Origin of the sequence: Herpetosiphon giganteus, from assembly GCF_016907925.1 — a bacterium.
GTDB classification, from domain to species: domain Bacteria; phylum Chloroflexota; class Chloroflexia; order Chloroflexales; family Herpetosiphonaceae; genus Herpetosiphon; species Herpetosiphon giganteus.
In genome coordinates, this window is the sequence record NZ_JAFBCZ010000021.1 from 1 (window position 1) to 21,567 (window position 21,567).

16 protein-coding genes are annotated in these 21,567 nt (G+C 52.0%); 8 read left to right on the forward strand and 8 right to left on the reverse strand.

The features are described 5' to 3' along the window. Positions 1-322 precede the first annotated feature (322 nt). Together JOD20_RS17675 and JOD20_RS17680 are read right to left on the reverse strand one after the other, a co-directional pair. A complete protein-coding gene (locus tag JOD20_RS17675; RefSeq protein WP_204756539.1) occupies positions 323-1,135 on the reverse strand; it encodes a MerR family transcriptional regulator in 813 nt (270 codons plus the stop codon). Between the two features lie 111 nt (positions 1,136-1,246). Further along, positions 1,247-1,942: a DUF6391 domain-containing protein gene (locus JOD20_RS17680; RefSeq protein ID WP_204756540.1), complete on the reverse strand. Its 696-nt coding sequence runs from the start codon at positions 1,940-1,942 to the stop codon at positions 1,247-1,249. A gap of 179 nt (positions 1,943-2,121) precedes the next feature. Here JOD20_RS17680 and hisZ point away from each other — a divergent pair, with 179 nt between their 5' ends. From hisZ to JOD20_RS17695, 3 genes are read left to right on the forward strand one after another with little or no spacing between them, the layout of a single operon-like run. Further along, positions 2,122-3,522 (forward strand): ATP phosphoribosyltransferase regulatory subunit, encoded by a 1,401-nt coding sequence (gene hisZ / locus JOD20_RS17685; protein ID WP_204756541.1) that lies wholly within the window; start codon positions 2,122-2,124, stop codon positions 3,520-3,522. A 49-nt stretch (positions 3,523-3,571) separates the two neighbouring features. Next, positions 3,572-4,612, forward strand: coding sequence for a phenylalanine--tRNA ligase subunit alpha (gene pheS, locus JOD20_RS17690; protein WP_204756542.1), 1,041 nt, complete (start codon positions 3,572-3,574; stop codon positions 4,610-4,612). A 44-nt stretch (positions 4,613-4,656) separates the two neighbouring features. Next, entirely contained in the window at positions 4,657-6,378 is a 1,722-nt protein-coding gene (locus tag JOD20_RS17695) for an ArnT family glycosyltransferase (protein ID WP_204756543.1), read from the forward strand. A gap of 295 nt (positions 6,379-6,673) precedes the next feature. Here the strand turns inward: JOD20_RS17695 and JOD20_RS17700 are convergent, their stop codons facing one another. After that, positions 6,674-7,201 carry a winged helix-turn-helix domain-containing protein gene (locus JOD20_RS17700; RefSeq protein WP_204756544.1) on the reverse strand — a complete coding sequence of 176 codons (528 nt, stop codon included), beginning with the start codon at positions 7,199-7,201 and terminating at the stop codon, positions 6,674-6,676. 28 nt (positions 7,202-7,229) lie between these two features. Beyond that, positions 7,230-8,540 carry a serine hydrolase gene (locus tag JOD20_RS17705; RefSeq protein ID WP_204756545.1) on the reverse strand — a complete coding sequence of 437 codons (1,311 nt, stop codon included), beginning with the start codon at positions 8,538-8,540 and terminating at the stop codon, positions 7,230-7,232. Positions 8,541-8,870: 330 nt separating this feature from the next. Between JOD20_RS17705 and JOD20_RS17710 the strand changes: the two genes are divergently transcribed. The 5 genes from JOD20_RS17710 to JOD20_RS17730 all read left to right on the forward strand — a co-directional run bounded on the left by JOD20_RS17710 (position 8,871) and on the right by JOD20_RS17730 (position 13,024). After that, positions 8,871-9,125 (forward strand): YggT family protein, encoded by a 255-nt coding sequence (locus JOD20_RS17710; RefSeq protein ID WP_054536537.1) that lies wholly within the window; start codon positions 8,871-8,873, stop codon positions 9,123-9,125. Positions 9,126-9,214: 89 nt separating this feature from the next. After that, positions 9,215-10,867, forward strand: coding sequence for a spermidine synthase (locus JOD20_RS17715; protein ID WP_204756546.1), 1,653 nt, complete (start codon positions 9,215-9,217; stop codon positions 10,865-10,867). Between the two features lies 1 nt (position 10,868). After that, entirely contained in the window at positions 10,869-11,294 is a 426-nt protein-coding gene (locus JOD20_RS17720) for a hypothetical protein (protein WP_204756547.1), read from the forward strand. Between the two features lie 270 nt (positions 11,295-11,564). Continuing rightward, positions 11,565-12,440 (forward strand): class I SAM-dependent methyltransferase, encoded by an 876-nt coding sequence (locus tag JOD20_RS17725; RefSeq protein ID WP_204756548.1) that lies wholly within the window; start codon positions 11,565-11,567, stop codon positions 12,438-12,440. After that, a complete protein-coding gene (locus JOD20_RS17730; protein WP_204756549.1) occupies positions 12,437-13,024 on the forward strand; it encodes a histidine phosphatase family protein in 588 nt (195 codons plus the stop codon). Before JOD20_RS17725 ends, JOD20_RS17730 begins: the two co-directional genes overlap by 4 nt. A 161-nt stretch (positions 13,025-13,185) precedes the next feature. Here JOD20_RS17730 and JOD20_RS17735 read toward each other — a convergent pair whose 3' ends face one another. The 4 genes from JOD20_RS17735 to JOD20_RS17750 all read right to left on the reverse strand — a co-directional run bounded on the left by JOD20_RS17735 (position 13,186) and on the right by JOD20_RS17750 (position 21,517). After that, positions 13,186-13,929 carry an amino acid hydroxylase gene (locus JOD20_RS17735; protein ID WP_204756550.1) on the reverse strand — a complete coding sequence of 248 codons (744 nt, stop codon included), beginning with the start codon at positions 13,927-13,929 and terminating at the stop codon, positions 13,186-13,188. Positions 13,930-14,101: 172 nt separating this feature from the next. Continuing rightward, positions 14,102-16,543, reverse strand: a complete 2,442-nt coding sequence (locus tag JOD20_RS17740) for a tetratricopeptide repeat protein (protein WP_204756551.1) — start codon at positions 16,541-16,543, stop codon at positions 14,102-14,104. A 91-nt stretch (positions 16,544-16,634) separates the two neighbouring features. Beyond that, a complete protein-coding gene (locus tag JOD20_RS17745) occupies positions 16,635-19,076 on the reverse strand; it encodes a tetratricopeptide repeat protein (RefSeq protein ID WP_204756552.1) in 2,442 nt (813 codons plus the stop codon). Then, complete coding sequence (locus JOD20_RS17750) at positions 19,073-21,517, reverse strand: DUF6044 family protein (protein WP_204756553.1); 2,445 nt, start codon at positions 21,515-21,517, stop codon at positions 19,073-19,075. The genes JOD20_RS17745 and JOD20_RS17750 overlap by 4 nt, the downstream gene beginning before the upstream one ends. Between the last annotated feature and the right edge of the window lie 50 nt (positions 21,518-21,567).

Here is a 21,567-nt window from a genome sequence, read left to right on the forward strand (position 1 = left end):
CCTCGGCTGGTTAGCGGATAGGGTTTGCACCATCCAGTATACCACCCGAGGTCGTTCTGTATCCTCGGTTTAAGCGTCCCTGTCCGCCCTTAAACCCTAGCCCCCTCGCCCACTGAACGCGGGCGAGGGGGAACAACCAAAATCATGGCAAAAACCACTGAACGCGGGCGAGTGGGCGCACCAATCATGCCAAACCCACACAACCAAAAGCCCCTCGCCCGCGCCACGGGAGAGGGGTTGGGGTGAGGGGATCTTAACAACCTACTCTTGTAAGCTGGCCCCCCGCCTGCGGATAGTAGGCGAGGGGCTGAGTGCATCACATCTAGGCTTCGTGGAAGGGCCAAGCAATCTCCATCAAGGCATCAGGGCCTGGTGGGTTGACCCAGATTTCGCGGGGCGAATCGGCGACAACATAGCCATTGGCTTTGATCCAATCGCTGCCAGCATCATAGCCCGCCAAAATATGCGGAAACTCACATTGATCGCTATGCATCGTTACAACGGCAACTTTGCCAGCAGGCAAAATGCGCCCAACAATCTCGCCTTGCTGCTCGACCAGCTGATCAACTGGTAAACAAATTTCAATTGGGCCGTCATCATCGGCGTTAATTGTGCCGTGAAAAATGCCAAATGCAGGGCCACGCACAACTAAATTATTGTCAGCAGCAAAGCGTTCCATACTGTGGAAGGCATGCGCAATCACAGTATCCAACTCGTTAACAAACGTGCGTTTAGTGATGCTCAGGATGGGCTGATCGGCTTGTTGGCGGACGGTTACTTCGAGACTCATACAAACTCCTTCTTGACGAATTAACCCGAGAATAAGGCTTTGGGCACGTCGGGCTTGGATTGCCTGCAACTCGACCGAGCGAATGTAGCGACTAAGCAAAATCTCTGCATCTTTGGCATCGCCAGCGATTAATTGGCGAATCGTGGCCAGCGGCATGTTGATTTGACGCAACATGCTAATCAAGCGAGCAGGTTCGAGTTGCTCTGCGTGATAGTAGCGATAGCCATTCTGCGGATCGACATAGCGAGCTGATAAAATGCCCAGTTGATCGTACAAACGCAAGGCTTTGAGCGAGAGCCGAGTTGCTTCGGCAAAGTTGCCAATTGAGATTAGCGATTCGTTCATAGCGCTAGTATAGGCTCTGCCCCAAGGGCAGACACAAGGGTGATCTTTTGGGACAACAAAAAAGCCGAAGCATTGAACTTCGGCTTTGATCACTCGTTAATTCAGGCTGATTTAACGTTGGCGGGTATTATTTTCAACTGGCACATAGACCGGAACCCGTTCGCCATAGCGATAGGGTGGTTGGTAGATGCGGCGAGCTGGTTTGGTGCGCACGGCGAACTCTGCGCCGCCAGCAGCAAACGACAAGCCCATAAATAATGTTGGTGGCACCAACTCAATAGCACCAATGCTCATGCCCTTAACATCAAGCGAGGTTGTAAAAAAGCGTTGAAAAAGCGGGCTTAATTTCGGCGTAAGCGCGCCAGCAATGGTTAATGCCAAGAAAATACTGGTACTTGACAACATATCGAGGAAAGCAACCATTCCAAGGCCAACCGAGGCGACTGTTAGAAAACAGAAACTCAGGGCCGTTGCACAGCGACGGTAGATCGCCATTGAACGATCGCCACGTTGCAGGCGCAAAAGGCCTTCGCGGGCAGCATCGAGCAACAGAGCGGGATCAATCGCGGCGCGAATGCGGAACCCTTCGGTTGTCGCACAGCCATCGACCAACTGCGAGCCATAGCGCTCTTCAAGCACATTGACCGTGGCGTGCTCAATTGCGTGATTACGCCGAACTGAAACACCTTGCCACAATTGGTTGAGTTGACGGGGGACATTTAACAATGACCAAATTGGCTGACCGAAGAACCAAAAGATGACTGCCAACGCACCAAATAATCCCGAAAAAATCATTAATCCATGCATAGGCTTTCCTTCCCGTGGCAGTTAACAAGCTGTAAAGTACCAATAAAAGCAGCGTATCACGCCACTGTGTCGTCGTCAAGGCAGACATAAGTACTTTACGTTATACGACCCCCATTGGTTCCATTCACCCACACCGAATTTTCGCGTACAATGTGGTTTGATTGTGCTCGGAGGAACCTGTGGGCTATCAATTAACTCCTGAAGTGGTTCGTGGAACGCGCGACCTGTTTGGCGCTGCCGTTCACCAACGTCAGGCACTGATTCAGACATTAACCGCTACTTTTGATCAAGCTGGCTACGACCCAATTGAGTTGCCCTTGCTTGAGCATCGTGAATTGTATTTAAAGAAATCTGGTGATGATCTCATCGCCAAATTGTACCATTGGAATCAAGCTGGCCGCGATTTGGCCCTGCGCCCTGAATGGACGGCCTCGGTCTTACGGGCGGTCATCAGTGGCTTGGGCGATGCGCCGATTCCGTTGCGCTTGCGTTACGCAGGCCCAGTCTTTCGTTACGAACGCCCGCGCCGTGCAACCTATCGCCAATTTACCCAAGTTGGCATCGAATTAATCGGTGCGCCTGGCCCTTTGGCCGATGCTGAAGCCCTTGGCTTGGCCGTAACTGGCTTGCGTGAGTTGGGCATTGAGCAATGGACGTTAACAATTGGCCATATTGGCGTGATTAAGACGTTACTCAATAGCCTTGGCTTACCAGAACGCATCACCTCGGCGCTCACGTGGAGCCTCGAACGGATTCGTTCGAAAGGGCTTGATGCGGTTAAGCAACAATGGCGCGACGACGATGATGAACTGCCAGTTGATTTAGCGAGCCTTGCTCACCTCGCCGACCAAGACCTTGAAACGCTCTTGTTGCGCGTGTTGCCAAGCCTTGGCGTGCGCCTCGACAGCGGCGGTCGCGAGCCACAAGCGATTATTCAGCGCTTGGTGCGCAAACTGCGCCGTGGCGACGATACGCTGAACCTTGATCGCGCTTGGCATTTGCTTTCGGCACTGACTGCGGCCCATGGCCCTGCGCCAAGCGTTATGCAGCACATGCGCGAACTCTGCAAAGAGTATACGGTTGCAACCGATGCTTTGGATGAGTTGCAAACCACGCTTGATCTCCTCAAGGCATATGGCGTGCCAGCAGATCAGGTTGTGCTCGATTTTGGTATGGGTCGTGGCTTGCACTACTACACTGGCCTCATTTTCGAGATCGATGGCGCTGATGGCTTGCAATTGTGCGGCGGCGGGCGCTATGATGATTTGGTTGCGGCGCTCGGCGGTCGCGCCATGCCAGCAGTTGGCTTTGCCTATGGCCTCGAACGAATCGTGGCGGCAGTTGCCCCAGCTGAGATTATACCGAATAAGAGCGTGCTGGTGGTTGGCGATGACCATAGTTTGGTGATTCAAGCGGCGGGAAGCTTGCGCCAGCAAGGCTACCGCACTGCTATCGATTTGCGCCAGCGTTCGGCTGCTGCTAATTTAAATGATGCGCGCCGACGAGAAATGAGCCATTTGGCCGTTGTAAGCGCCGCTGGAATCCAACTTCGTGATTTGAATGAACAGAAAGCCCAATGAGTATGCTACACTACGCTGAGCATAATTAATTGGTTAAGGTAGGAATGGCATGTTTGAGCAATTAGATCAGATTGAAAAAGAGGCCAAAGCAGCCTTGGCCAATGTCCAATCGCTTGATGATTTGGCAGCATGGCGCACTCAATGGACAGGCAAAAAGGGTTCGTTGGCCCAAGCCAGTCAATCAATTGGCAAGCTCGACCCCAAAGATCGGCCAGCCTTTGGCCAACGCTTCGGGGCCATCAAGCAAGCGCTGAGCGAACAAGAAGCAACTTTAGAATCACGCTTGCAAAGCGCAGCATTGCATCAAGAACTCGAAGAAGATGCAGTTGATATTAGCTTGCCTGGGCGGGCAGCCAACATTGGCCGTTTGCACCCAAGCACGCAATCGCTGCGCCGGATTCAGCATATTTTTGCTGAAATGGGCTTCCAAGTGTGGGAAAGCCGCGAAGTCGAATCCGATGAGTATAATTTTGAATTGCTCAATATGCCTGCGCATCACCCAGCCCGCGATATGTGGGACACCTTCTATATCCAATCTGATGATCCGCAGCAAAAGGTTGTGTTGCGCACCCACACCTCACCAGGCCAAATTCATGTGATGCGCACCTTGAACCCTGAGCCAATTCGGGTGATTTTGCCAGGCAAATGCTATCGCTACGAGCCAGTCAGTGCCCGCTCCGAGATGATGTTCCATCAAGTTGAGGGCTTGGTGATTGGCCGCAACATTACCATGGCCGATCTTAAAGGTACGTTGGCCAATTTTGCCCGCCGCATGTTTAAAGATGATGTTAAAGTGCGCTATCGCCCTTCGTACTTTCCGTTTACCGAGCCAAGCGTCGAAGTCGACATCGAATGCTTCATCTGTGGTGGCGAAGGCTGTCGGATTTGTAAAAAGAGCGGCTGGCTGGAAATTCTGGGCGCGGGCATGGTTCACCCAACCGTCTTGCGCAACGGCGGCTATGATCCCGCTGAATGGAGTGGTTTTGCCTTCGGAATGGGTCCAGAACGCCAAACGATGTTGCGCTACGACATCGACGACATTCGCTGGTTCTTCTCCAACGATGGTCGTTTCTTAGAACAATTCGGTTAATTCTCCGATTGGCGCTGAATGGCCTCATTCAGCGCCTTGCTTCAATGCCTGCATTAAAACGCTTCCGCTACCATTGGCCTTTGCTGCTCCTGCTGCTGGTGTATTGCACGCTAGCGGTCTGGTGGAGTACTCGAATTCCCCTTGGTGAAGGCCCCGATGAGCCTGGCCATGCAGAATATGCCTTGTTTGTGGCTCGCAACAATCGCCTGCCCGACCAACGCTTGGGCGATGTGCCAGGCGAAGGCCATCAACCACCCTTGGCCTATTGGCTGATGCAGCCCTTAGCGCGCTCGGTTGCGCTCGAAGATCGGGTGGTGATTCTGGCCAATAATCATAATTGGATTTGGGCTGGCGGCAAAGACCCAGCGGCTTTTGCCTGGCGCTCGATCGATCGCCATCCCTACCAAGCTGATGTGTTGGTTTGGCATCGTTTGCGTTGGTTTTCGATTGGCTGCGCCACATTGACGATGGTGGTTGGCTATGGCATTGGCTTGCGCTTGGGGTTGCGTCCCACCTTAGCGGTCTTTGCTGCAAGTTTGCTAGCCTTTTGGCCCCAATTGCTCTTTCATTCAGTTTTAGTTTCAAATGATCCTTTGCTGTGGCTGTTGTGTGCAACACTGCTGTGGCTGTTGCTTGAGCCACATCCGAAGCCTTGGTGGCCGTGGGCGGTTGGCGCAACGCTGGGGGCGGCATTGCTTACCAAACAAAGCGCCGTGATGCTGATTCCCTTAATTGGCTTGCGTTTGTGGCACTTGCGCCACATGCTCAAATTACGCTCTGCCATTGCTTGGATTACGCTCAGCAGCGCGGCGATTGCTGGCTGGTGGTATCTGCGCAATCTGCTGCTGTATGGCGATCCATTTGGTTTGGGTTTGTATAAAGGCGAATTTAGCAGCCCGACCTTCTCGCCATTCAGTTTGCACGATTGGGGCGAGGCCATGCATGCCTTGGGCACGTCGCTGATTGCACGCTTTGGCTGGATGAGCGTGGCTGCGCCGCAATGGCTGTATTGGTTGCTGGCAATCTGGATTGGCCTCGCGATTTTGGGCATTCGACGCTGGCGCATCGAGCAGCGCTGGCAGCTGGCGTGGGCCTTGGTTGGGCTTTCGTTTGCATGGACATTTGCCTTTGCAGTCTTGAGTGGCCAAGTTGGTTGGCAGGCGCGATTTTTGTTTCCGGCGGCTCCCGTGGCTGCATGTGCCTTGGCAATTGGGCTTGAGCGTAGCGTCAAAACGGCGGCTTGGCTTTTGCCAGCGCTCTTAGTAACCATGGCGGTTGGCTTGCCAAATACAGTTATCAGCGCCGCCTACCCCTATTTAGTGGTTGAACCACAGCCAGAGCGGCCAGTTTTGGCTTTGTGGCGGCCAGATACTGCTAATCCCATTGAGCTACGAGGGATTTTGTTGCCCCAAACCGCCAAGGCTGGCCAACCTTGGTTGGTCAATACGCTTTGGCGCGCAGTTGGCAAACAAGATCGTAAATGGTCGTTGTTTGTGCATTTGGCCAAACCTGGCAGCGAAAGCGAAAGTTTTGCCTTCGATGTGCAGCCGCAAGATGGGGTTTGGCAAGCGCTGCGCTGGACACCAGATGATTGGTGGGAAGATCTGCTAACGATTAATCTGCCTGCTGAGCTTGAGCCAGGCCAATACGAAGTGCGGATGGGTTGGTTTGATGAGTTTGGCGATTGGAGCCGCGCTGGCGTGTGGAGCCAACATGGCGTGTTGCTCGGCGATTATGCGGTGGTTGGCAAGGTTGTGATCGAGTAGTTTGATCCACGAAGAGCACGAAGATGGGCTATTGGCTCTAGGCTATGGGCTATCAGCATTTGACTGTGGTCAATAGCTTATTTTTTAACGCAGAGGCGCAGAGAATAGAGGACTATTCTATTAACCGTAAGTTTTGACTTTTATCTTCATCCCTCATAATTCATCCTTCATCCTTTATTTTCAGCCACGAATTGCACGAATAATGTCCGAAAGCCCATAGCATAAAGCCCTGACCCCCAGCCCCCGATCCCTGATCCCATTTTGACTTTTGACTTCTGCCTTTTGCCTTTATCTCTCAATCAACAATATTTTTGGCAGCCGCGAGAATGATCATCACCGGAATCAGGGCGCTTATTTCTAAGCTATAGTCGCTGCGCCCGCGTTGGATAATAATGCCAGCGTTGCGCAACTCCTTGAGATGATGATACAACTGGCCAGCAGATTGCATATGCAATTGCTCCAGCAGGCTTTGGCTGCTAGCTGGTTTTTCAAGCAAGGTTTGGACAATTTGCAAACGAATTGGGCTAGCCAAGGCACTCAGAACAGTAATTATTTGTTCGGCAGGGTGGCGCAGCAATTCGCCCAAGCCATATTCACCCTGCCAAACATAATTGCCAAGCACCGAACTGATTGAGCCAGCAAAGAGAAACGCGCCATGACCAAGCTCATGCTCATAATCGCTGCCTGTGCGTTGTTGGAGTTGACGCACCAAACCCAACTCTTCGTTGCTTGCTACTGTGCTTGCAGGAGTTTGGTTTTCTAAAGCGCTGACCCGTGCTTCTAAAGCAGCGATCCGATCAAGCAATGATTGAGCTGAATCCATGGCATTGGCTCCTCTGGCAGAAATCGGCTTATTTTAGCTGGCTTGCGACCGATTGAGCAAATGCAGGATCAAGCGCGAGTTGTACGGCAAATTGCTGTTGCATAAACGATTGCAGCAAGCCCAACCACGTTTGATCAGGCAATTGGTTGAAAAACAACACCACAACTTTGGTCCGATCAGCCCATTCGCCTTGGGCAGGCTGAATAAACATGGCTTCGGTTAGCATTCCGGGCAAACTGCCGCCCTTGGTGCCAAAATGGGTGAACATCGCTTCGTTGCCAGGAATCGTCATCGGCCACTCTAAAAATTCGCGCATCGTTTGCGAAACCGCTGGGCTGATTAATTGATTATTGCCAACCAATGCCATTACGTTGGCATAATCGCCAGCGCTGCCTTTGGGCATAATGTGGTCAAAAACTTGGCTTTGTTGTGCCAGATCAAGCTTCAATTGGCTTTGATCTTGAGTTGCTTTGCGCCATTCTGGCTCTGCTTGAAAGCGCTCAGCCAGCGCCAACGCTTGTTGCTCAATGCTGGCTTGGTCAAGCTCCAACAAGCTTTGCATGCTCGTTGCATCAATTGAAGCATCTGGGTTCATCACCAACAGGAATAGCCCAACGATTGGCACAATTTTGGTTTGCTGTTGCATGCCAAGGTCTGCGATCGTTTGATCAAGCGCTGCAATGCCCAAGCGATCAATTAAATAATCGGTGGCTGCATTATCGCTCTCGAAAATCATGGCTTGGGCCAAGGTTTTGAGCGGCACAGTTTGGGCTGGATCATTGGCAAAGCCACGTTGATCAGCGGGGATGCCAAGCCGTTCTAGGGCCGCCGGATGCGCGCCGCCATCGGTATTTGGCCAATACCAGGCTTCCCAATCGGCCAAGCTAATTGGCTGTTCAGGGTCGAGCGTGCCTGCCTCGACTGCTTGGGCGTAGCTGGCCAAAATCACGATTTTCATGGTCGAAGCCAAGGGTAGTGGTTGCTGAGCATTGAATTCAATCAGCGGATCGGCGTTGTTAATGCTGCCATCGCTGTTGGTGCTATAGGTCACCAAGCTAACATTGCTCGGATTTTGGCGAATAAACGCCAACACCTCTTCACCCGATTGGGGATTGCTAATCGTTGCCGTCGTTGGATTGGTCGCCTCTAGCGTTGGCGTGCTCGGAACAATGCTTGGCGTGAGCGCTGCGCTCGTTGGCTGGTTGGGAACCGCCGTCGGATCAACAACGGTTGCAGGAACAGTAGTCGCGCTGGCTGGAATTGTGGTTGGTTGATTGGCCGTCACGCCACATCCAACCAAAATCATTGCCAAAAGTAGCAGCAAACCTCGGTTAAGCATATGATTGACCTCGTGTAATATTCTAGTTTTCTAGATTATATGTATTTATATCAATAAAATTAGAATATTACAAGCACCAAATTTACGATTTCATGATGGAGTGCAAAGCAATCGAAGCCGGTTATTATAAAAGTTGGCAAACATAAACCAGCCGCTTTTCGGCTCTGTGAGCAAGAAATTTGGAAAGTTAAGCAAGCAAATGCACGCTTTTCGCTGTTTGTATGAACTAATGTGACATCTGGATAGTTGGGGTTGCTTGACTGACCATAAGCCAAACGCTTATGGTATACTTGACGGCAGAAATGCGGCAAACCACCTGTTGGGGGCGCTATGGGCAATTTCATTAGCCAGTTTTTTCTCCTGTTAATCCCGATTCTCGAAATCGCAATCTTTGTGCGAATCATCATGTCGTGGTTTGATCCACAAGGTCAATCACGGTTTGCCTTGATTCTGCGCGAAATTACCGACCCAATCTTGCTACCGATTCGGCGCGTTATTCCATCAGTTGGCATGTTTGATCTCTCGCCACTGATTGCGCTGCTGCTTCTGCAAGTTTTGCAAACGGTTTTTCAATCGGTTAGCTAAATTGCTGCCCGATTTTTAGCTCATGCCGTGCCGTGGATGCAACGCCCAATGGGTGGCTTCCACGGCTTTTTGTTGAAAGGATTCAAGCATTGGCACGTCGTTACCTTATGTTGTTGGTCTTTGGTGCGGGGATCTGTACGCTCGGCATTGAAATGACTGCTTCGCGGCTTTTGGCTCCCTATTTCGGCACATCGCAGTTGATTTGGGCCAATGTGATTGGCTTGACCCTGCTCTACCTGACCTTGGGTTATACAATTGGCGGGCGTTGGGCCGACCGCCGACCAGAGTTGGGTTTGCTATGTAGCATCATTTTGGTCGGCGCAATCACCGCCGCCGTGATTCCATGGATTTCGAAGCCAATTCTGAAGTGGTCAATTAGCGCCTTTGCCACGCGTTCGGCTGGGCCATTCGTTGGCTCGTTGCTTGGGGTTTTGGCCTTGTTCTCGGTGCCAATCACCTTGTTGGGCATGGTTAGTCCATTTGCAGTGCGCTTGGCGATTCGCGATGCAGCCGATGCAGGCAAGGCCGCTGGTAATCTCTCGGCGATCTCAACGCTTGGCTCGATTCTCGGCACCTTCTTGCCAGTGCTGTTTCTGATTCCCACGGTTGGCACGAATATGACGATTTATATTTTTGCCATGGGCTTGTTGCTGCTGGTGTTGCCTGGCTTCTGGATGGAACGGCGCAAAATGCTGCCAGTGGCCGTGGTTGCGTTAGTTGTGGTTATTGCTTTGGCATTTTGGCCCCGCAGCGAGCCAATTAAGGTTGCCGATTGCCGTGGCTGTAACCTGATTACCGAAGACGATTCGGCCTACAACTACATTCAGATTGTCGAACGTGGCAGCGATGACAACAAAATGATCGGCTTGGTGCTCAACGAGGGCCAAGCCATCCACTCTATCTACTACCCAAAATTTGAGCAAACCAATAACGCCAGCGATTTGCTGACCAACGGGCCATGGGATTTCTACAACATTGCGCCCTATTTCTACCCCAACCGCAGCGTTGAAAGTGTCAACAGCATGGCGATGGTTGGCTCGGCTGCTGGCTCGGTGCCCAAGCAATTTCTCTCAATTTATGGCCCAGAGTCGGTGATTGATGGCATTGAGATTGATCCCCGCATTGTTGAATTGGGCCGTGAATACTTCGCCATGCACGATGTTGAATATTACAAAGAACGGGGCGAAACGCCACAATTTCCTAATTTCAACACCCACGTTGCCGATGGCCGAATTTTCTTCGCTGGCAACGACAACAAATATGATATTATCGGCATGGATGCCTACAAACAGCCCTATATTCCGTTTCACCTGACCACGCGCGAGTTTTTTGAAACCGTGCGCGATCACTTAGCTCCGAACGGCGTAGCGGTGGTCAATGCAGGCAAACCCAACACGGCTGCTGGCGGCGATTATCGCTTGGTCAACGTCTTGGCGAACACCATGAGCAGCGTTTTTGCCCATGTCTATATGATCGACGTGCCAAATAATTTCAATACGATGTTGATTGGCATTCCAGCTGATGTTGGCGATGGCATTGCCAACTTCGAAGCCAATTTGGCAACGATTCAAGACCCGACCTTGCGCTATGTGATGGAGCAAGCGCTGGCCAGCAATAGCAACAAAAAGCCAATTCGCCGCTGGGATGGCGTGGGCGAAAATCGCGTCTTTACCGACGACCTTGCGCCCGTCGAATCAGTGATCGATCGGATTATTTTGGGCCAGGTTGATGAAGGCCAATAGTATGACAACACCGGATCAAGAAGCGATTAAACTGCGGCGCGCCAAACGCCCCAAAGGCATTGTGCTGATGGTTGTGGCGTTGTATGGAGCCGCTGCCTTGGTGGTTATTTCGGCCTTGGCAACCGGCGGCAGCGATGTGATGCCCAGCGATGTGGCCAGCGTCGTGACGATTTATCTGATTGCCTTGGCCTTTGGCTTGTGGCGTTTATGGCGCTGGTCGTGGTTTGCCACCGTGATTATGTTTATTTTGAGCACGTTTTATGTGCTGAGCAATGCCCAATTACTTGGCAATTCGATTCTCAGCGTTGAAGTTATTTCACCCTTGCTGCTAATTGTGCTCGCCTTGGGCTATCTGCTCTCAAAAGATATTCGCACGGTCTACTTGCGCAATGGCTGGGAGCCAGTCGAAGAGAAGGATGAAGGATGAGGGATGAAGGCAAAAGGCAGAAGTCAAAAGTCAAAATAGGGCTATAGGCTATGGGCTTTTGGCTATCGGACTATTTGGATGAATTCCATGATGATACGTTCTAGAGCCTAACGCCAATAGCCCATAGCCTCAACCTTCGTGTCCTTTGTGGATCAAAAACTTAACCTTCGTGGATCACTACAAACAAAGGTTTACTTATCAGGTTTGGCAGGGTCAAGCGGATAGTAGGGGTCACCGGCCCCTAACCCCTGACCCCCGACCCCTAAAATTATGAAAACACTTTCACTACTCACATCCGATAATTGGCACGATTACGCGTTGCTCGACAGTGGCAATGGCCGCAAACTTGAACGCTTTGGCCCGGTCACGGTGATTCGCCCTGAAAGCGAAGCTCTGTGGCAGCCCAAACTCGCTGCCAGCGCGTGGGAAGCGGCGCACGCGATTTACGAATATCAAGGCAAAGGCGAAAATTGGCGCAAACTCAAGCCGCATCCTGAAACATGGATGATGAGCTACCAAGGCTTGCGCTTCAAGGCCCAACTTACGCCATTTCGCCATGTTGGAGTTTTCCCCGAACATGGTGCGCAATGGGATTGGGTCGCCGAGCAAATCAAACGTGCCGACCAACAACCACGGGTGCTCAACCTGTTTGCCTATACCGGAGTGGCTTCGTTGGCCGCAGCCCAAGCAGGAGCCAAAGTTACCCACTTGGATGCTTCGAAGGCTTCGGTCGATTGGGCCAAGGAAAATCAAGCAGCCTCGCAATTAGCAGCCGATTCGATTCGCTGGATTATTGACGACGCTTTAAAGTTTGTGCGCCGTGAGGCCCGCCGCGGTGCGCATTACGAAGGCATTATTATGGACCCGCCAGCGTTTGGGCGGGGCAGCCAAGGCCAAGTTTGGCAATTTGCCGAATCGTTCCCTGTGCTGTTGCAAGAATGCCGCTCGATTCTCGCTCCCAAACCATTGTTCTGCTTAGTAACAACCTACGATACCCGCGCCTCGGCCTTGATGCTGGCCAATACGCTGAGCGATAGCCTTGCTGGCTTGGATGGAACGCTTGATGCAGGCGAACAAACCTTGCGCGAACAATCGGCAGGCCGTTTGCTATCGACCTCGATTTACGCCCGCTGGAGTTCCAAATGAGCCATGAATGCTGGCTGATTCGCCATGGTGAGAGTGCCGCTAACGCTGGCGAACGAACCGCTGACCCAGCCAGCATTCCCCTAACTGCGCTTGGCTGGCAACAAGCCAATAGTTTAGTTGAACGGCTACCGCAGCCAGATCGGGTGATCGTTTCGCAATATTTGCGCACCCAGCAAACCGCAGCGCCATTGCTCGAGCGCTACCCACAGTTGCAAGCAGAAATCTGGCCAATTCACGAATTTACCTATCTTTCGCCAGCACTTTGCAGCAATACCAACCAAGCCGATCGTCAGCCAATGGTTACGGAATATTGGCAACGCTGCGACCCTAATTATCGCCATGGCCCCGATGCCGAAAGCTTTCGCATGTTGATCGAACGGGTACAAGCAGCGTTGCAACGGCTGCAAACCTTGGATGGAATAAGCTGCGTTTTTGCCCATGGTCAAGTTATTCGCACCATGCTTTGGCTACAAACCCAAACCATCACCACCATCGATCAGGCCTTAATGCAACGCTGGCATGCCCATGGCAATCAACAAGTTGTTGGTAATGCTGAATGCATTCGTTTGACATGGCCAGAATAGTGAATCAGGTTTTGGCTAAGAGCTAGCGCCATTCCCTCACCCCCAGCCCCTCGCCCACGAAAACATGGGCGAGGGGAGCACCAGTGTTTCGCCACGATTAAAACAAAAAGCCCCTCGCCCGTTGAATGGGTGAAGGGCTTTTTGGCCAGACTTCCAAAGTTCTATAAAGGTAATTCTGGTTTGGGCAAGCCCTCTAATTCTGCATATTCATAGACAATTGAGCGCAAATGATCGAGGCTATTGAGAATAAAATAGTGCTCGTGATAGCCATAAGGAGCCGAGGCAGTATCGGCAACGCGTTCAATATCGAACTCATAGCGTGGCGTTTCGGGATTGAGCGAATGCAATAATTCGCCTGGCGATGAGAGCAAGCCAGCGCCGAGCACCTTCAACTCGCCGTTTTCGCGCAGCAAGCCAAACTCAGTGCTAAACCACCAGATCCGCGCAATGCCCAATTGCTGGCGCTCGTCCTTGGCCGAGAGATACAACGGCCCGAATAATTGGGCAATATCGGCAAACTCTTTGTTGGTAAAGGCTGGCAAGTGACCAAAATATTCGTGAAACAAATCGGGTAGCGGCGTAAATTCCAATTCATGGGGGCGGCGAATGTAGTTCGTCACCGGAAAACGCCGATCAGCGATGTGCTCGAACCATTCGGTTGGCCCGAGATAGGCATTTTGAGCATCGCCCAAAGCCCATCCAGTTATGGTATTCAGTTGATCGCTCACAGCCAACGGATCGGGCAAATGGGTGCGGTCGAGGTTCAATATATCGATGCCATCGAGAAAAAGCTGGCAGGCATGTTCTTGGGCGAGGGGCAATTGACGCTGCCAGAGCGCTGCCCATGTATCGTGATCTTCTTGTGGATATTCCAAGCGGCTAAGGGTTGGCGATGCGGTGGCCATTGATCACTCCTTTGTGTAAGCCATAGGCTGCCAAGCAAGCCCAAGCATGGGAGTGCGGCGGCAGCAGTGCCAAAATACTTGCCTTGCTATTGTACCAAATCTCGGCAGCATTCCCAACAGCAAAGCACTAGAATTGCTTAGCATTATGTAATGCGCGGTAGGTAACCTAAACTTATTCATTAACAATCGCCTCCAACAATGCATCATCAAAGGTTTGTTGATTGCGTAAATTAGTGAGTTGTTGTTCATGCTGATGCACCCGCTCGATGCCTAAAGGTCGTTCTTGCTCAAGCACCGTCTGCATGCGTGATTCCGCTTCAGCCACATCACCAAGCTTCCAATACAAGATGCCTATTTTCCATAAAATGCCTAGAGCTTGTAAATGTTGATACTGCTGCATGATTCTATACGCTTGATCGAATTTTTCAATCGCCTGCTGATACTGACCTCGGAAAAGTACTAATTTTGCCTGTCCGAGCAAAACAAAGGCTCGGCCTTCATCAAAACCCAAACGCTCAATAATCGCGAGGGCTTGATCAAAGGCGCTTTGGGCTTGATCAGGTTGCTTCAAGCGCAAATATGTTATGCCCAAATTATAGAACGCGCGGCACTCATCGGCCTGATTTCCAAAGTGTTGGGCCAGTTCCACAGCTTCCATAAAATACGGGATCGCTTCAGCATAGCGACCAGCCATATTCAGACTGGAGGCCAGATTATTCACCCGTAGGCTCTCGATTGGCCCACCATGGCCGCTTGCCCGAAACAGCCGCAGCGCTTCAAATTCTAGTTCAAGTGCTTTCTCTAGATTTACTTGTCCACCAATTTCACCATAGCATGTGGCCATATCGCCCAAGCACAACGATTGTAGGTAAAGATCATTCAGCTCTAAATCAATTATATATATTCGTTCGTGCCACCTCAATGCCATAATATAATCTGAGATCATCTTGTATTTATTAGCCAGCATTCCTCCAATAAGTGCAGCTTTATAAAACTCGTTGATACGTAAAGCTGCTTCAAATGCCACTTCAAATTGGTCAAGTTCGATATATTGTCGTCCGGCTCGAATTCGGGAAGGTTTATGTCCATAAAAAACTAAATCAACCAAAACTAGGTCGCATGTTGGTGAGATTGATTGCTGCAATACCCACTGCCATGCCGCCACGATATGCGCATGCTCCCGATCAAAATTGTCAATGCTTTGGGTTTGAGTAGCGCCGCCTTTTTGATAATCATCTGAAATATGCTTGACAATTGCAACGCTGGCTTGGGCATACTTCAATTGGGTTTGTGACTCTTCCGCTTCATTCAAATAGCGCCGCAAGACGCTGCGCACCAAGTCGTGCATGCGCCAGCGCTCTTGACGATGCTCAAATTGAATCAAATTGTGCGAGGCCAGTTTATACAGCAGGTTTTCGTTTGCCATGTTCAGCGCCAGCCCCGCCGTCGCCAAGCCCAATTCGCTGCTGAAATCGGCTACCACCACACTCACCTGGCGCGCCAAGGCTTGTAATTCGCTCGGCAAGCGCGCATAGCTCAACGCCAACGACGCGGCCACGCTCGCCTGTGGGTCGTCGGGGTGTTCCAAGGCCGCCAGTTGCTGCTGCTGATCCTGCAATTGCGCCAGATACGCAGCAACCGCCAACTCGGGATTTGCCGCCAGAATGCTGGCGCTGATTCGTAAGGCCAAGGGCAAATAGCCACACGCCGCCGCCAGCTGCTCCGCCATCGACCCATCCAAGCGCGGGCAAATCTGCTGCAGCAAGGCAACGGCATCGGGTTCCTGTAATTCGGTTAAATGCACTTGCGCCATCAGCGGCATCGCAAAGCGCAAGCGACTGGTCACCAGCAAACAATTGCCCGTCGGCGGAGTCAAATCCTGCACATGCGCCAAATCGCGCGCATCGTCGGCCAAAATCAGCACCCGCTTGCCCGTCAACAGCTCCGCATATTTGGCCAGCAATTGCTCCCGTTGTTCCGGCAGTTTCGCATTCGGTTGAAACTGACTGATCACGCTGCCCAAGGCTTGCTCCACTGTCAACGGTTGCTCGCGCGAGCCATACAAATTCAGCACAATCTGCGCATCGGGAAAATGCGGAATCAGCTGATGTGCTAAATAGATCGCCAACTCCGTTTTGCCCACCCCACCCATGCCTTGAATCCCGCTGATCACTGCGCCACGTGCAGCGTTGCGCGCCACATCCAAGGCATAGCTGACCTGTTGCAACTCCACACTCCGCCCCACAAAATCGGCCAAGATCGGGCGCAGTTGATGCAAGTTTGGTGCAGTGGTCGGGGCGGCAGCCAGCGGCTGATCGCCATTCAGCAAGCTGGTTAGTTGGTGAATCAGGGCTTTTTGGTAGCGATGATAGGTCGCTTTATGCACGTTGAGCAACGAACAATAGGTCTCGACGGGTGCGCCAGGATAGGTGGTCAGCACCTGGAGCACGGCCTGCTGGTTGGCTTCGAGCGGCAGTTGTTGCAACTGTTGATAAAACGCGCTCAGGCCACCGTGCTGCTGAATCGTGTGTCGCCAGTCCGTGTGGCTCAGCAAGCGCTCTGGGCGTTGCAACACATCCTGCACCGCCCGTTCATTCCATACAGTCGTTGTCATTGTGCAGCCTTTCGCTTAACTCAAATCCTAATTCAACAGCGCAGTACTAGAATTGCCCAGCATTATGGAATGCGTGGTAGGTAACCTAAACTTATTCATCGATAATTGCATCTAAAAGGGCATCGTCAAAGGGTTGCTGAGTGCGCAAATTATGCAGTTGTTGCTCATGCTGATGCACCCGATCGATGCCTAAGGGTCGTTCTTGCTCTAAAACGGCCTGCATGCGTGATTCCGCTTCTTGTAGATTGCCAAGCTTCCAATACAACAAGCCGATTTTCCACAGAATATCTAAAGCATTTAAGTGGTTAAAGTGGTGCATGAGTGTATATGCGTTATTCCAGGTCTCGATTGCTTGGGCACAATCAGCTTTCAAAACAAGCAATCTCGCCTGCCCTTGGAGCATATACGCCCGACCTTGATCAAAATTCATGCGTTCAACAATGACAAGGGCTTGATCCAAGGCCATTTGTGCTTCATCAAGTTGATTTAATTTCAGATAGGTTTGCCCAAGATTGTATAAGGCGCGACACTCATCTTCTTGGTTGGCAAATTGTTGCGCTAGTGTCAATGATTCGATATAGTAGTGAGCCGCTTCGGCGTAACGGCCCAACTTATTAAGACAGCCTCCTAAGTTATTGACTCGTAAGCTTTCGATAGGCCCACCATGACCACTCTCCCGAAACAGCCGCAGGGCTTCCAGTTCAAGTTCAAGGGCTTTCTCTAGGTTTGGCTGGCCACCCATTTCAATATAGCATGTGGCCATATCGCCCAAAGTAGTCGATTGAAGATACATATCCTGACTTTCAAGCCCGATTACATACGCTCGTTCGTGCCAGTCAAGTGAGAGCGGATAATTACCTTGTTGGCGATAGTGATTCGCGGTCGTTAGAGCCAGAACTCCAGCTTTATAAAGCTCCTTAATCCGCAGTGCTCGCTCAACAGCCTGTTCTCGTTCATTAAGATTGATGAATCGTCGTCCAACCCGAATATGGCTCGTTTTACGGCTGTAAAACACTGCATCAACCAAAATCTGGTCAGTGATTGGTGAAATTGGTTGCTGCTGCGCCCATCGCCACGCCACTACGATATGCGCATGCTCACGATCAAATGCTTCAATACTTTGGATTTGAGCAGAACCACCTTTTTGATAATCATCGGAAATAGTTTTGAGAGTCTCAACACTGGTTTGGGCATACTGCAAGTGCGTTTGCGCCGCTTCCGCTTCATTCAAATAACGCCGCAAGACGCTGCGCACCAAGTCGTGCATGCGCCAGCGTTCTTGACGATGCTCAAATTGAATCAAATTGTGCGAGGCCAGTTTATACAGCAGGTTTTCATTTGCCATGTTCAGCGTCAACCCCGCCGTCGCCAAGCCCAATTCGCTGCTGAAATCGGCTACTACCACACTCACCTGGCGCGCCAAGGCTTGTAATTCGCTCGGCAAACGCGCATAGCTCAACGCCAACGACGCGGCCACGCTCGCCTGTGGGTCGTCGGGGTGTTCCAAGGCTGCCAGTTGCTGCTGCTGATCCTGCAATTGCGCCAGATACGCAGCAACCGCCAACTCGGGATTTGCCGCCAGAATACTGGCGCTGATTCGTAAGGCCAAGGGCAAATAGCCACACGCTGCCGCCAGCTGCTCCGCCATCGACCCATCCAAGCGCGGGCAAATCTGCTGCAGCAAGGCAACGGCATCGGGTTCCTGCAATTCCGTTAAATGCACTTGGGCCATCAGCGGCATCGCAAAGCGCAAGCGACTGGTCACCAGCAAACAATTGCCCGTCGGCGGAGTCAAATCCTGCACATGCGCCAGATCGCGTGCATCGTCGGCCAAAATCAGCACCCGCTTGCCCGTCAACAGCTCCGCATATTTTGCGATCAATTGCTCCCGTTGTTCCGGCAATTTGGCATTCGGTTGAAACTGACTGATCACGCTGCCCAAGGCTTGCTCGACCGTCAACGGTTGCTCGCGCGAGCCATACAAATTCAGCACAATCTGCGCATCGGGAAAATACGGAATCAACTGATGCGCTAAATAGATCGCCAACTCCGTTTTGCCCACCCCACCCATGCCTTGAATCCCACTGATCACTGCGCCACGCGCAGCAGTGCGCGCCACATCCAAGGCATAGCTGACCTGTTGCAACTCCACACTCCGTCCCACAAAATCGGCCAAGATCGGGCGCAGTTGATGCAAGCTTGGTGCAGTGGTCGGGGCGGCAGCCAGCGGCTGATCGCCATTGAGCAAGCTGGTTAGTTGGTGAATCAAGGCTTTTTGGTAGCGATGATAGGTCGCTTTATGCACGTTGAGCAACGAGCAGTAGGTGTCGACGGGTGCGCCAGGATAGGTGGTCAGCACCTGGAGCACGGCCTGCTGGTTGGCTTCGAGCGGCAGTTGTTGCAACTGTTGATAAAACGCGCTGAGGCCACCGTGCTGCTGAATCGTGTGTCGCCAGTCCGTGTGGCTCAGCAAGCGCTCTGGACGCTGCAACACATCCTGCACTGCCCGTTCGTTCCACATGGTCGTTGTCATTGTGCAACCTTTCGCTTAATGGTAGTCCAATTCAACAGCAAGCCCAACAGAATGAGGCCCAAACTGAGGCCACTCACCCAGCCACCAACGATCAAGCTTTGTGGTTGATAGCGAAATTCGACCGTGTGCTGACCCGCCGCTAACCATACGCTGCGCAAGGCATAATTGGTGCGATAGAGTTTGGCTGGCTGGCCATCAACCGTCACCTGCCAATCACTTGTATAAGCATCAGCCAGCACCAACAAGCCTGCTGCTGGCGTATCGACCTGAACGGTAGCTCGATTTGGCGCATAGCTCAGGCTAGGCGTAAGCGCTTGGGTCGGCGCTGGACCAAGCGCTGGCACAGGTTCGGCCACAATCGCTTGAGTCGCAGGGTCGAAATCGCTGGCGGCCAGCCGATCAAGCTGGGCCAATTCAGTGCTAATAACCTCAGTTCGATAAACCATCCATGCCCGTGGCAGCACCTCAGGATTACGATAAATCGTACCTTCATCGTTGCGTTGTACCAACTCCAACGGTTGATACAGCTCAGGATTGGGGCTGTTGGGAGTGAAGATCAGATATTCCACATTCAACATATTTAACAAGCGGCGCTGGTTGTAGGCCATGGTGAAATAGGCGTGTAAGCTATTGCCACCCTCGCCAAGCTTATGATAATCCTTGCCATCCATCAGCCTAGTTAGCCGATTGTATTGAGCCAAATACAGCGATTGATAGCCACGAATATCTTCGAGGCCAAAGGCGCTAAACACATTGGTTGGCATGGCCTGATAATCGGCCCCAAAGACGCGAAAAACGCCGGGCTGGCGCAATAGAAAGTTAATTTGGCGCGTTGGTGGATACAGAATCGCTGCATCTTGCAGGGCTGGCTCAGCCAGCAAACTGGCTTGCATATCAGCCGTGGCATGAAACAGCTTGGGATCGACGCTGGTGTTATAGCTCGCGCCATACCAGAGCAAATCGCCAGCCAAAACGACTAAAACCACAGCATTTGCCCAGCGGCGGGGCATACGTTTGATCAACAAGCCAGCCAAGGCCAAAGCGCTTAGCCCAAAAATAGCAAGGCTAATTGGGTTGAGCGCTAAACGCAGCAGCGTGCTGTATTGGGCGTAGCGCGAGTTGGCCGTGAACAACGCAATGTGCTGTAATACCCAACCTGCAAGGCCAAGCAAACCAAGTACTAAAACGCAACGTTGAAGCCAAAGCGCCCGAGTTGGCTTAGCCAGCGGCTGCTGCAAACTTTGCAGGCCATAGCCAGCCAACATCGCCACCGCCAAACCCCACAAGCCAAACCAACGCTGATGGTCGGCAAATTGGCGATAGGGCGGAATCAGCCACAGCAACAATTGCAGCAATGGCGTGCCAACCGCAATCGCAAACGAGCCAAGCGCCAACAGTACAAATAATTTAACGCCAGGTTGTTGGCTGCGCCAAACCGCGAGCAAAGCGAGGCCCAAGGTTAATAAACCAGCATACGGTTGCACGCCTTGTAACAAATGCGGTTGCCAAGCGCTCGGATTTTCGCGCGCAGCCCCATCGACAAGCGGCAAGCCCAAGCGCAACAGCCAAAGCATAATCGAGCTAGCCGAGCCAAGCCCTGAGCCAATATCAAGCCGTTGGCCTTGGGCTGAAAGCGCAATTTGCGGCAACAATTGCACTGCGCTTAATCCCAACGCCAGCCCAATTGCACTACTAAATTGCGCAATTTGCTTGAAGCGCAAACGCCACGTTGGCAACGCAATCAGCTGGTACAGCAGCAAACAGCCAATCCCAAGATAGCAATAAAACGCCAACTGAATTTGGCTGAGCAACGGCAAGGCCAACACCAAACTTGCTTGCAGCCAATCGCGCCAACGCTGGCTTTGCGAGGCTCGTAGCACCGCCCAAAAACACCACGGCAGCATGGCACAAGCAGCGCTAAATTCGGGAAAATGCAGCCAATTGAGCAGAAAGCCACTGAGCATATAGCCAACCGCCGCCAAACTGGCTGGCATTGCTTCAAGCTGCATGCGGCGCGCAAATTTGTAGCTGCCAACGCCCGCCAACCAAACATTGATCAGCGTGTAGATGCCAAACGCATAGCGCAAGGGCAGCAGTACAAACAGCCAACTCAGGGGGTAGAAAAAGGCCAATTGGCCATCAGCAAGCAACGGCGTGCCGGTTAAAATCGTCGGGTTCCAAAGGGGCAACGCGCCTTGCTCAAGCAGTTGGTTGGTTACCAAGCGACGCGGATAAATTTGGGTAATCAGATCGCTATTAATCGGATTATTGACCGCCACCCGTTCGTAGGAAAAACGCCATGGATGCAGGTGGGCCACAATATCGAGCGGCAAAAACGTATTGCCCAGCACAACCCGCCACATCAGTAGCATGGCGACTAGCGTGATACAAAGATAGGGCCACCAGCGTTGCCACTGGCCAGAGAATGAGCGTTGTTCCATGGCGATAATTCCATATAAAAAGCCCATGGGCTGAAGCTCAACCCATGGGC